This window comes from Psychrobacter sp. 4Bb (genome assembly GCF_002836735.1).
Classification (GTDB): domain Bacteria; phylum Pseudomonadota; class Gammaproteobacteria; order Pseudomonadales; family Moraxellaceae; genus Psychrobacter.
In genome coordinates this window covers 69,729-82,054 of the sequence record NZ_PJAS01000076.1, presented here as the reverse complement: position 1 = coordinate 82,054, position 12,326 = coordinate 69,729, and the positions used below count along the sequence as shown (strand labels likewise).

Sequence of the window (12,326 nt, the reverse complement as noted above, 5' to 3'; positions counted from 1 at the left end):
ACTTTTAACTGGATGGCACATTCAATAAGGATATTGTTATGCATGACGTTGTGCAAAATTACTATGGCAAAGAGTTACAGAGTACCGATGATTTAAAGACTTCAGCGTGTTGTGATATCAGCAATATGCCTGAGTGGCTCAAGCCATTACTCGCAAATATTCACGATGAAGTATTGAATCGCTATTATGGCTGTGGTCTGGTATGTCCAGCACTGCTTGAAGGCTGCCGAATTTTAGACTTGGGTAGTGGCTCAGGCCGAGATGTCTATGCACTAGCACAACTGGTTGGTGAGAGTGGGCACGTAGTCGGTGTTGATATGACCGATGAGCAGCTAGCCGTTGCCAAACAGCATCAAGCCTATCATGTCGATAAGTTTGGCTATGATAATGTGACATTTTTGCACGGCTATATCGAGAAACTAGATGAACTAGACCTTGAGGCTAATAGCTTTGATATTATCGTCTCCAATTGCGTTATCAATTTATCACCAGATAAAGCCGCGGTTATGGCCAGTGTACAGCGTTTGCTGAAACCTGGTGGGGAGTTTTATTTTTCTGATGTCTATGCCGATCGCCGTATCCCGCAACACTTAATCGATGACCCAGTCTTATATGGAGAGTGTTTGAGCGGTGCATTGTATTGGAAGGATTTTAACCGTTTGTCACGAGATGCAGGTTTCTTAGACGTACGTTTGGTTGAAGATCGTCCACTTGAGATTACAGATCCTACTTTGGCGGCCAAAATTGGTGATATCCAGTTTTTCTCTGCAACTTACCGCTTATTTAAAATCGACTCGCTTGAGGATGCTTGCGAAGATCACGGACAAGCGGTGATATATAAAGGAACTATCGAGCAGTCCCCGCATCGGTTTGATTTAGATAAACATCATGCTATCGAAGCTGGTCGGGTATTCCCAGTATGTGGCAATACGTTTCGCATGCTGCAAGAATCACGCTTTGCGCCGCATTTTGAGTTTATCGGTGATTACAGTCGTCACTACGGTATTTTTGCGGGCTGCGGTGAGTTAATGCCATTTACTCAACCTATGGTGCTGGCAACTGGCTTGGGCGGTTGTTGCTGATATCAAAGTGATGTATTTAGTATAAATTTCGAATATACATGCTAAATTATAGAAAAGGCCATTATTTTAGTTAATGGCCTTTTTTGACTTGATTGAAGTCAGATTAAGACTAAACCGATTAGCAGCAGTCAGTTTAAGATGGAGAGTAAGTATCAAGATTACGCTAGCAAGGCGGCCAGTCTGATCTTGGTATGTTCGTCCATCGCATCTATAGGTGTGACTAATGCTTGTGCAAGAGCATTGTGAGCGATTGACTCAGGCAGCTCAGCGGCAATCAAAGCAACAGCTTCCCGTATCACTTTTTGAGCATTATCCGCATTTTTCATTAGGTTTTTTATCGCATAGTCGGCACTGACGGCTTCTTCCGTCGGATGCCAACAATCAAAATCCGTCACCAGAGCTAAGGTGGCATAAGCAATACTGGCTTCACGAGCCAACTTGGCTTCTGGCATATTGGTCATGCCAATGATATCTGCCTGCATCTGACGATACCATTCTGACTCTGCCCGAGTTGAGAATTGAGGCCCTTCGATGCAGACATAAGTTGCTTTAGAATGGTTGGTACCTTCTACAATATTTGCTTGGTCACAAGCGCGCGTCAAGATGTCTGCTAGGACAGGGCATAGTGGGTCTGCCATCGACACATGAGCGACGGCACCTTCGCCAAAGAAAGTACTCGCTCGCTGCTTAGTCATATCAATCATTTGATCTGGAATGACCATGTCTAATGGCTTAAGATGCGCTTGCAATGAGCCAACTGCTGATACGGATACGATATAGCGTACCCCAAGCGTTTTTAGCGCATAGATATTGGCTCGATAAGGCACTTCAGACGGGGTCAGTCTGTGGCCCTGACCATGCCGTGTCAGAAATGCGACTGTCACTCCCTCAAGCTCACCTAAGACAATATCATCAGATGGACTGCCATAAGGCGTCTGTATTGTCACACTGCGTTTGTTGGTCAGTGATGACATTTGGTAGAGACCGCTACCACCGATGATAGCAATATCAGCAGATAACGTTGCCAGTACTTCCGTGTGGGGTATTGTCATAAGGACTATCCGAATGGGTTAATAAAAGAGAGACACAGACTAGTGCCATGTAATATCCTGAACCAAAAAATAGCTCAGATAAAATATAGCAGAACTTTTGCCCTTATAGTTATAAATCGAGATAGTTATAAATAGAGAATTCTCATTAATTTGCTATATCTAAAAATTCCTAAGAAATAATGCGATATGACAATATTTTCCAGATATCGATAAAGGTTTACAATAGCGACAATTTTTGTTTTAATATTTATTAAATGGAACTTTGTTTCGCATAGCAAAACATAAATATATATTAGTACAATTAATGAATAGCCTATATTTTCTCTAATAGCTTTAAATATAAGGTATTGAAAGAAAAAGAGAAAGTAAGCTAAGGTTTATTTATTGACAGAATTACTATATTATTACTCGTCTGTAACGTATTTATGTATAAATACGGATATTGTTAAACGTATAAAACCGATTACTTCAAGGATGAATTCAATGCTTAATTCTTTAAAATCCCCATTACTTTTGTCAGCTATGTTGAGTGCTGCGTTAGGTCTAACTGCATGCTCATCTCCAAGCTCAGAGGGCAGTGATACTGCATCTGCAGATAGCGCGGCAACAGATACTGCAGCAGATAAGCTTGATACTAAGTTTTTGACCATCGCTACTGGCGGTGCGTCTGGCCCTTATAACATCATTGGTACTTCATTGTCTGAAGTCTATGTCAAAACCTTTGGCGTAAACTCAAAAACGCAAACCACTGGTGCATCAGTCGAAAACGTCAATCTATTGACCCAAGGCAAGGTCGACATGGTCTTGGCACTAAGTGACGTGGTGACGGATGCTGTCGAAGGTAAAAACAACTTTGAGCAGCCAATCACTAACATTCAGCAGATTGCTGTTTTGTACCCTAATGTGGTGCAAATCGTGACCTCGAAAAAATCTGGTATCAAAAACATTGAAGATTTACGAGGCAAGCGTATTGCTGTAGGCGATCAAGGTTCTGGTACAGAAGTGAATGCTCGTACTTTACTTGAAGGGTTTGGTATCACATATGATGATGTCACCGTTGATTATCTAGGCTTTGCTGAAGCTGCTGATGGTATGAAAGCAGGTAAGATTGAAGCGGCATTCTTTAGTAGTGGCCTACCAAACTCATCTTTGATGGAGTTAGAGCAAGGTTTAGATTTACAGATTGTCACTATCAACCAAGACAAGCTAAAAGAAATCATCGCGACCAAGCCTTACTTCAAAACCTTTGAGATTCCTGCTGGCACTTATGGCAACGAAACAGCTGTACCAACTGCAGCGATCATGAATGCATTACTAGTTAGCTCTGACCTCTCTGAAGCGGATGGTTATAAACTAACAAAAGCATTATTTGATAATTTAGATGGTCTAAAAACAGCTCACCAAGCGGCCAATGATATCAGTCTAGAAACCGCTCGTGATGGCATGGTAGCCCCAATCCATCCTGGAGCTAAAAAATACTATGACGAACAAGCAGCCAAGTAATTCATTATGGTTATCAACTGGCGCGGCATTTATTGCAGCGCTGGTTTTTTTTACGCTATGGTTAGGCTCTACGCTTCAGTCTGTCGTTGAAGTGCGAGTCGCAGGCGTAGACGGTGCTGATGATAAGGTTTGTTATTTCACTGAGCCTGATTTTCAGCTACGTTGGATACATTCTGTAGAAAAACAGTGGTGGGAAGAACAGTATCAACGCATAGACGGCAGCAGTACAGCAGGTGCGGAGCTGTTACTGACCACGACCTATTTTGAAGCGTTCGGTGCAGGGACGCCCTCCACCGAAATGCTCGCTCCTATACAAAAGCCTGGCTATCTGGGTTATCAAATCAACGAAAAACTGCCTCGCCTTAATTGGGTCGTATCTAGACTGACCAAAGGTGAAATGGATTATGGTGGTCATCGTTTCTTGATTCACCAGTGGGTGCCAGACTATTCTGAAGTGGTGATCATGCCTAAGACGTATGATTTAATTGATAGATTTAAAAAGGACTTTTGTCATGAACTCCCAAGTGACGGATCAAGGTAGTGTGACTACCATGCCAGATGCTCAAGTTGATAACGATGCTGAGGCGGATGCGGTCAACCGAGCAGTATTGGAAAAATATGACCGAGAGTCAATCACGCGTCATATCACTCAAGGACCAGTAAAATATTTTATTGCTGGCATTTGTATACTCTATTCACTGTTTCATTTATATATCACTTTTAATCCAATGCCAGCACTGTTACAGCGCTCTGTACACGTAGGTGTTGGTTTTGCATTGATATTCCTAATTTTTCCAGCCAGCAAAAAAAGTAGCCGCAAGCGAGTGGCATGGTATGACTGGATTTGGTTTGCCTTGTCTCTATCCGGTATGGGCTATCTCATCTATGAATATCAAGATATCGTGACCTCGCGTGGCGGTATGGCCAATCAGGTCGATGTGATATTTTCCCTGATTACGGTGGTCTGTGTACTAGAAGGCAGTCGCCGTATCACTGGTTGGATTTTACCAATATTGGCAGGGATATTCTTGGCTTATCCATTTGTCAGTCATTTGGATTTTATGCCCGATAGGCTGCTGACTCGCCCTTATGACATGGGTGATATCTTTGGTCAATTATTCCTAAAAACTGAAGGCCTATACTCTGTTGCGATTGGTGCCTCGGTTACTTTTATCTTCTTATTTATCCTGTTTGGTGCGTTCTTAGCACGTTCGGGAATGGGACAGTTATTTAATGATTTGGCATTGGCCATCGCTGGTCATAAAAAGGGCGGACCTGCAAAAGTAGCAGTCATCTCTAGTGGTTTTATGGGCAGTATCAATGGCTCAGCTTTATCAAATGTGGTTAGTACGGGTGCCTTTACCATTCCGTTGATGAAAAAGGTTGGCTATCACAAAGATTTCGCAGGTGCGGTTGAGGCCAGTGCTTCGGTTGGTGGACAGATCTTGCCTCCGATTATGGGTGCTAGTGCCTTTATTATGGCTGAGACAACAGGCTTGCCATATAGTACGATTGCCTTAGCAGCATTATTGCCAGCAATACTATACTATTTAGGCGTCATTGCGCAGGTGCATTTCCGCGCTGGACGTCGTGATCTAAAAGGTATTGCTAAAGAAAATTTACCAGCGGTCAAAGAAGTACTAAAAGCCCGCGGTCACATGCTATTGCCGATTGTCTTCTTGATTTTCTTATTAATCAGAAACGTACCTGTAGGATATGCAGCAGCTTATACCATTGGTTTTACCGTTGTGATCAGTATGCTACGTGCCGAAACGCGCATGAGCTTTTCTGATATTCTGGGTGCATTGGAAGATGGTGCGCGCCAGTCGCTAGCGGTTATGGCTGCTTGTGCGGTCGTTGGTATTATCATTGGGGTGGTGAGTCTGACCAGTTTTGGTACGGTGATGACGTCATCTATCGTCACGTTAGGTGCAGGATCATTATTCTTTACGCTTATCTTAACGATGTTGGCATCAATGGTCTTGGGCATGGGATTACCATCTATTCCTGCCTATATCATTACGGCGACCATGGCTGCACCAGCATTGGCCGGTTTTGATATTCCAATCTTGTCAGCGCACATGTTTGTTTTCTATTTTGGTATCTTTGCCAATATTACACCGCCTGTGTGTCTCGCAGCCTTTGCGGGTGCAGGTATATCCGGTGGTGATCCGATGAAGACAGGGTTCTTGTCCCTCAAACTTGCCCTCGCAGGATTCATCGTGCCGTTTATGTTTATTTATAATCCAACGATGTTGATGATAGATCCAACTGGCCTAGCAGTTACGGCAAAAGATTTTCCGCTGCCACCTATTGTAGATATCATTACAGTGGTAGTGACTTCGGTGACGGGTGTTATTGCGCTGAGCTCGGCACTTGAAGGGTATTTCAGAGGTGGTATGAATACGGTGACTCGTTTCATCTTAGCTATTGGCGCTTTATTATTGATTTATCCTGAGATTACGACTGGTATCGCAGGTGGTGTGATCGTCCTTGGTATTGCTGCATTCAATATAAAAACAGCTGGAAAGCCGACGCCAACTTTAACCGTGTAAAGCGTTAGGTTTAATCATTCTTAAATCTAACAAAGCTCAAAAAAAGGGTGAATAACAAATCTGTTATTCACCCTTTTTAATATTCTCGAGATGTCGTAATAACTGTCTTAGCCACTATTCTTCGCAGCTGTTCTTCGCCACTATTATTCTCACCTCATTGCTAAATTAGCAGCCAAGTTTGCCTTCAGCTTCTAATGCTTTTTTGCTGCGGATAGGTGCTGGGCAGTCTTCGCCGTAGTACTGACGATCTGCAAAGTAGCTTGAGCGTACCATTGGGCCTGCCCAAATGCTAAAGAAGCCGATTTTTTTGCCGTAGTCCATATAGCGTTGGAACTCATCTGGATGGACATAACGATCAACAGGGGCGTGGTTTTTACTAGGCTGTAGATACTGACCAATCGTGATCATATCCACGTCATGAGCCTTTAGATCATCGAGTAGCGCATAGATCTCTTCTTCTGTCTCACCAAGACCAACCATAAAGCCGCACTTGGTGGCGATATCAGGACGACGCTCTTTATAAATCTTAAGCAAATCTAGCGAATGCTGATAATCAGAACCCGGACGGAAAGCTTTGTATAGACGTGGCACCGTTTCGATATTGTGGTTAAACACATCTGGTGCAGTCTCTGTCAATAAATCCAATGCAATATCCATACGGCCACGGAAATCTGGTACTAGGATTTCAATCAAGCAGTTTGGGCTAAGTGCTCTTGACTCGTTTAGCACTTCCACAAAATGTCCCGCACCGCCGTCTTTTAGATCATCGCGATCGACAGAGGTGATTACGGCATACTTAAGTTGTAGACCTTGAATGGTCTCAGCGGTATGACGCGGCTCATCCTTGTCTAGCTCATTAGGACGACCATGACCTACATCACAGAACGGGCAGCGACGCGTACAGATATCACCCATGATCATAAAGGTGGCTGTACCATCAGCGAAGCACTGTGGCAGGTTAGGGCAGGCTGCTTCTTCACAGACGGTATAAAGCTTTTGCTCACGTAAGGTTGCTTTGATACGAGCGACTTCAGCAGGCGAGGACATTTTTACCCGAATCCAATCAGGCTTTTTCTTTGCCTCGACAGTCGGGATCACCTTAATTGGGATACGGGCAACTTTGTCATAGCCACGTAGCTTTTCGCCTTGGATGGCTTTTTTTGGTTTGGCCTTAGCAGCAGGTACATGTGTTTGTACGGCAGTTGTCATAATGGAGTTATCTCTTAACCCTTTATATTGTAAGGGTTTATGGAATTATCAGAATGTTTTATGAGTGCAGATATTATAGCAGAAATTTGGTCGTCAATTTTTAAACAATATTGTTAAGATTACTATGATTGCTCGGACGACCATAGTTTTAAATATCTATATCGATTTCCAACTCATTCAGTATATCTATGGCAGCGCGAAACGCTTCTTGAGTAGCAGGTGCACCGCAGTACGGCAAGCTGTGCATGAGCACTTCTCTAATCTCAGCGACACTAGCCCCGTTGTTAATGGCACCGCGTATATGTCCTTTCAACTCGTTTGGGCTTTTTTGGGCAATTAAAAAGGCAATGGTAATTAATGAGCGATACTTGCGTGGTAATACTGAGTCATCTTGCCAAGTGCTGCCCCAAGCGTGTTCAATAATCCAGTCTTGCAGTGGCTGGGTAAATCCTGTGGCAGCATCAAGTGAGCGTTTGACATGCTGCTCACCCATAACCTCAGTGCGTACCTTGAGACCATTGTCATAGTTAGTATTGTTGTCCGCATTGCTATCAGTCATATCGTCGTCCTTAATGTTTATACCAAAATGTTTTTACCAAATCGACTGCTATTCAGTCGACTGTCAATAAATCGAAGTTGCTACATTTTTTTAAGCAAAATTTTATCGAAGTTATTTCTTATGAAATCGTATATCAGTCATATGGTGTCTGCTCAGTCATAAAGCAAGCGCTTATTGATAAGCGTAATCAGGCAAATGCCAGTTATAATGAGCGCTACAATCATATTATTGATGGCACTATTTTTATAATAAATGTTCAATATGGCCTTACTATGCGCCTTTTCAGGGCTGAGCCATTAACATTTAAAGCGTTTTAAGCTATGATTGCACGGATAATTATTTCATATAGTATATAGACGCAGGCAGTCATGCTGACTACCCACGTAATATGCTACACCCCAACTGACGAGGACGACTATTGTGTTAGAAGCTTATCGTAAACATGTCGAAGAACGTGCTGAGCTAGGAACTGTACCCCTACCACTAAATGAAAAACAAGTAGTAGAGTTGGTTGAATTATTAAAGAACCCGCCTGCAGGCGAAGATGCGTTCTTGATGAACCTATTAGAAAACCGTATCCCTGCTGGTGTTGACCAAGCAGCATACGTTAAAGCGGCATTTTTGGCTGCTATCTTAAAGGGTGAAACATCATCACCACTTATCAGCAAGCAAAAAGCTGTTGAAATTCTAGGCACTATGCAAGGTGGCTACAACGTTCAGCCATTAGTTGCTGCACTAGATGATAGCGAAGTTGCACAAGACGCTGCTGAAGCACTAAAGAAAACTTTGCTAGTATTTGACGCATTCAATGACGTGACTGAAAAAGCCGAAGCTGGTAATGACATCGCAAAAGAAGTTGTGCAGTCTTGGGCTGACGCTGAATGGTTCTTGAACCGTGCTGCCGTACCAGAAAAGACCACTTACACGACGTTTAAAGTGACTGGCGAAACCAACACTGATGACTTGTCTCCTGCGCAAGATGCGTGGAGCCGTCCTGATATCCCATTGCATTCATTAGCCATGCACAAAAACTCTCGCGACGGCATCAATGCTGACGAAGAGGGCGTTGTCGGTCCAATGAAGCAAATCGAAGCGCTAAAAGAAAAAGGCCATCCACTCGCTTATGTTGGTGACGTGGTTGGTACGGGTTCTAGCCGTAAGTCTGCAACCAACTCAGTATTGTGGTTGATGGGTGAAGATATCCCTAACGTGCCAAACAAACGTGGCGGCGGTTTAGTACTTGGTAACAATATCGCTCCTATCTTCTTCAACACGATGGAAGATTCTGGCGCATTGCCAATCGAAAAAGTGGCAGTCGATAACCTAAACATGGGTGATGTGTTTGACATCTATCCGTACGAAGGCAAAATCACTAAGCATGACTCTGATGAAGTACTATCAACGTTCTCACTAAACTCACCAACATTGCTTGATGAAGTTCGTGCTGGTGGCCGTATTCCATTGATCGTTGGTCGTGGTTTGACTAACCGTGCCCGTGAATACATGGGTCTTGGTCATTCAGACATCTTTGCTAAGCCAGAAGAGCCAGCTGATACTGGTAAAGGCTTTACGCTTGCCCAGAAAATGGTTGGTAAAGCTTGTGGCTTGACAGGCGTACGTCCAGGTATGTACTGTGAGCCTAAGATGACGACTGTCGGTTCTCAGGATACGACTGGTCCGATGACGCGTGATGAGCTAAAAGACTTGGCATGTTTGGGTTTCCAAGCAGACCTAGTGATGCAGTCATTCTGTCATACTGCTGCTTATCCAAAGCCAGTTGACGTTGAGACTCAGCACACACTACCTGACTTTATCATGAACCGTGGCGGCGTAAGCTTACGTCCAGGTGACGGTATCATTCACTCATGGTTGAACCGTATGCTACTTCCAGATACCGTTGGTACTGGTGGTGACTCGCACACTCGTTTCCCAATGGGTATCTCGTTCCCAGCGGGTTCTGGCCTAGTTGCTTTCGCAGCTGCAACTGGTGTAATGCCACTTGATATGCCTGAATCTGTTCGTGTTCGTTTTGTTGGTGAGCGTCAAGCTGGTATCACTCTACGTGACCTAGTACATGCTATCCCTTATCAAGCGATCAAAGAAGGTTACTTGACGGTTGATAAGAAAGGTAAAATCAACGAGTTCAACGGCCGTATTCTTGAAATCGAAGGTCTAGAAGATTTAACCGCTGAGCAAGCGTTTGAATTGTCTGATGCCTCAGCTGAGCGTAGTGCTGCTGGTTGTACCATCACTTTATCTGAAGCGTCAGTGACTGAGTACCTAAACTCAAACATCACGCTGCTTAAGTGGATGATTTCAGAAGGCTATGGCGATGCACGTACCATCAGCCGCCGTGTTGAGCAAATGCAAGAGTGGTTGGCTAACCCAAGCCTCATGCGTGCTGATGATGATGCTGAATACGCGATCGACATCACTATCGATATGAGCAAAATCAAAGAGCCTATCCTTTGCTGCCCGAACGATCCAGATGATGCAAAAACGCTAGCAGACGTGGCTGGTGATACGATTGATGAAGTATTCATTGGTTCATGTATGACCAATATCGGTCACTTCCGTGCCGCTGGTAAATTGCTACAAGACGTACCAGCAGGTAGCTTGAAGACTCGTCTATGGATTGCACCACCTACTAAGATGGATGCACGCCAGTTGATGGAAGAAGGTTACTACAACATCTATGCACAAGCCGGCGCTCGTACTGAAATGCCAGGTTGTTCACTATGTATGGGTAACCAAGCACGTATCGCACCGAAATCTACAGCGGTATCGACCTCAACTCGTAACTTCCCGAACCGTCTAGGTCAAGGCGCTAACGTATACCTAGCTTCTGCAGAGCTTGCAGCAGTCGCAGCGGTACTTGGTAAACTACCGACTAACGATGAGTATCAGCAATATGCTGGCATGCTAAATAGCATGGGTGATGAAGTCTATCAATACATGAACTTCGACCGTATGGAAGACTATACTGAAGAAGCAGACAAGATTAACGTTGCTCAGTTGACCTAATCTTGAGTATATAAGCTTTTAAAATTAGAAGCTTTATACTAAAAAATTTATACGTAAAATAAAGAAACCCCGTATCGTCATGATGCGGGGTTTTTTATTGATGACTCTAAGAAAACTAGTATTCATTTACAAACTTTTATTGAGTATCTATAATCAAAACCAATGGTTAATAATTTTCACTGACGATTTCTACTTTTCACGACTGAGATAAAAAGCCCTATGGAAAATAATATCAAGCTTGATAAAGCGACCCCGCCGCCATTGCCTAGATCTACGGTGGCTAATAATCATAGTGCTGAAGCAAATTATGGCATCATTGACTGGTTTAAAAAATGCTTACGCAATTATGTGAATTTTTCGGGTCGTGCTAGGCGCAAAGAGTATTGGTACTCTTTTCTAGTACAGATGGGTGTGGTCATCGTTGCTATGCTACTAGATGCCATCATATTTAGCTCAGAGACAGGTTTATTTTACATAGTAGCGGTACTTGGTTTATTTCTGCCTGGTCTTGCCGTGACTATCCGTCGCTTACATGATACTAGCCGCTCAGGATGGTGGTTTTTGATAGGGATAGTGCCACTGATAGGCTCTATTATATTGCTAGTATTTCTAGCGAGTGATACCAAGCCTGAAACCAATAAATGGGGTCTACCGGCAAAATAGTCCGGTTAAAACAGGCGATAATCGTTAATAAAACGGCTTATGCCTGTTTACAAATGTCCTCACTGATTTTTGAGTTTGGTTTCTGTATAATATAGGGGCAGGCGGAAACCGTGGCTTTGCACTTTATTTATCTTTTCTAACTCGGGACGGACCGATACTTTGACATGCACCTTGCTGTTTAAATACAGGTGCTTTGGAGTCTTGGTTGATGACCTTATCACCGCTTAAACGTCGCTTAATTTATGTGACCGCTTTCGAAATTATCGCGATTATCTTATCTACCCTTATATTGATGAAACTCAGTCACAGTGATGCATCAGAATCCCTACCAATCGCCGTAATGATATCGGTAGCAGCCGTTGTTTGGAACTTTATATATAATACCGCTTTTGAAGCGTGGGAACGTCGCAGGTGCATTGTACGTCGTACACTATGGATACGCAGTGTTCATGCTTTTGGTTTTGAAGGTGGGCTAGTGTTGATCTGCTTGCCACTGTATATGTTTTGGTATGATGTTGGTCTAGTAAAAGCCTTTATGATGGAAGTAGCGCTACTGCTATTTTTCTTAGTTTATACGTTTACGTTTACTCTGATTTTTGACAAGATATTTACTTTACCTCATCATTCTAAACTAGCGACCACTTCTTAATTAAAGGCATTGACAAGAAAAGGGCTACCA

General features: G+C 43.4%; 10 protein-coding genes. 7 read left to right on the top strand and 3 right to left on the bottom strand.

Annotation, left to right across the window (positions count from 1 at the left end):
* The first annotated feature begins 38 nt into the window (after positions 1-38).
* Positions 39-1,082, top strand: coding sequence for a methyltransferase domain-containing protein (locus CXF60_RS13635; RefSeq protein ID WP_102092358.1), 1,044 nt, complete (start codon positions 39-41; stop codon positions 1,080-1,082).
* Positions 1,083-1,240: 158 nt separating this feature from the next.
* On the opposite strand, the gene mtnP is transcribed toward CXF60_RS13635, so the two are convergent.
* Positions 1,241-2,134 (bottom strand): S-methyl-5'-thioadenosine phosphorylase, encoded by an 894-nt coding sequence (gene mtnP, locus CXF60_RS13630; protein ID WP_102092357.1) that lies wholly within the window; start codon positions 2,132-2,134, stop codon positions 1,241-1,243.
* Positions 2,135-2,617: 483 nt separating this feature from the next.
* On the opposite strand from mtnP, the gene CXF60_RS13625 reads away from it, so the two are divergent.
* The 3 genes from CXF60_RS13625 to CXF60_RS13615 are packed head-to-tail and all read left to right on the top strand — an operon-like array spanning position 2,618 to position 6,192.
* A complete protein-coding gene (locus tag CXF60_RS13625) occupies positions 2,618-3,637 on the top strand; it encodes a TAXI family TRAP transporter solute-binding subunit (protein ID WP_057760864.1) in 1,020 nt (339 codons plus the stop codon).
* Entirely contained in the window at positions 3,615-4,178 is a 564-nt protein-coding gene (locus tag CXF60_RS13620) for a DUF1850 domain-containing protein (protein WP_102092356.1), read from the top strand. The genes CXF60_RS13625 and CXF60_RS13620 overlap by 23 nt, the downstream gene beginning before the upstream one ends.
* A gap of 10 nt (positions 4,179-4,188) precedes the next feature.
* The gene (locus CXF60_RS13615; protein ID WP_102092388.1) at positions 4,189-6,192 is read left to right on the top strand and encodes a TRAP transporter permease; all 2,004 of its coding nucleotides are present in this window, start codon (positions 4,189-4,191) and stop codon (positions 6,190-6,192) included.
* A 165-nt stretch (positions 6,193-6,357) separates the two neighbouring features.
* On the opposite strand, the gene lipA is transcribed toward CXF60_RS13615, so the two are convergent.
* Complete coding sequence (gene lipA, locus CXF60_RS13610; protein ID WP_057760861.1) at positions 6,358-7,401, bottom strand: lipoyl synthase; 1,044 nt, start codon at positions 7,399-7,401, stop codon at positions 6,358-6,360.
* Positions 7,402-7,549: 148 nt separating this feature from the next.
* Complete coding sequence (locus tag CXF60_RS13605) at positions 7,550-7,960, bottom strand: carboxymuconolactone decarboxylase family protein (protein ID WP_102092355.1); 411 nt, start codon at positions 7,958-7,960, stop codon at positions 7,550-7,552.
* 420 nt (positions 7,961-8,380) lie between these two features.
* On the opposite strand from CXF60_RS13605, the gene acnB reads away from it, so the two are divergent.
* The 3 genes from acnB to CXF60_RS13585 all read left to right on the top strand — a co-directional run bounded on the left by acnB (position 8,381) and on the right by CXF60_RS13585 (position 12,296).
* Positions 8,381-10,984, top strand: a complete 2,604-nt coding sequence (gene acnB, locus CXF60_RS13595; RefSeq protein WP_102092353.1) for a bifunctional aconitate hydratase 2/2-methylisocitrate dehydratase — start codon at positions 8,381-8,383, stop codon at positions 10,982-10,984.
* Positions 10,985-11,203: 219 nt separating this feature from the next.
* Positions 11,204-11,647 (top strand): DUF805 domain-containing protein, encoded by a 444-nt coding sequence (locus CXF60_RS13590; RefSeq protein ID WP_102092352.1) that lies wholly within the window; start codon positions 11,204-11,206, stop codon positions 11,645-11,647.
* Between the two features lie 208 nt (positions 11,648-11,855).
* A complete protein-coding gene (locus CXF60_RS13585) occupies positions 11,856-12,296 on the top strand; it encodes a PACE efflux transporter (RefSeq protein WP_102092351.1) in 441 nt (146 codons plus the stop codon).
* Positions 12,297-12,326: the final 30 nt, after the last annotated feature.

What these genes read in the sequence shown, in the direction of transcription:
- CXF60_RS13635 (WP_102092358.1), top strand. Translation starts at nt 39, where the DNA reads ATGCATGACGTTGTGCAAAATTACTATGGCAAAGAGTTACAGAGTACC.
- mtnP (WP_102092357.1), bottom strand. Translation starts at nt 2,134, where the DNA reads ATGACAATACCCCACACGGAAGTACTGGCAACGTTATCTGCTGATATT.
- CXF60_RS13625 (WP_057760864.1), top strand. Translation starts at nt 2,618, where the DNA reads ATGCTTAATTCTTTAAAATCCCCATTACTTTTGTCAGCTATGTTGAGT.
- CXF60_RS13620 (WP_102092356.1), top strand. Translation starts at nt 3,615, where the DNA reads ATGACGAACAAGCAGCCAAGTAATTCATTATGGTTATCAACTGGCGCG.
- CXF60_RS13615 (WP_102092388.1), top strand. Translation starts at nt 4,189, where the DNA reads ATGCCAGATGCTCAAGTTGATAACGATGCTGAGGCGGATGCGGTCAAC.
- lipA (WP_057760861.1), bottom strand. Translation starts at nt 7,401, where the DNA reads ATGACAACTGCCGTACAAACACATGTACCTGCTGCTAAGGCCAAACCA.
- CXF60_RS13605 (WP_102092355.1), bottom strand. Translation starts at nt 7,960, where the DNA reads ATGACTGATAGCAATGCGGACAACAATACTAACTATGACAATGGTCTC.
- CXF60_RS13590 (WP_102092352.1), top strand. Translation starts at nt 11,204, where the DNA reads ATGGAAAATAATATCAAGCTTGATAAAGCGACCCCGCCGCCATTGCCT.
- CXF60_RS13585 (WP_102092351.1), top strand. Translation starts at nt 11,856, where the DNA reads ATGACCTTATCACCGCTTAAACGTCGCTTAATTTATGTGACCGCTTTC.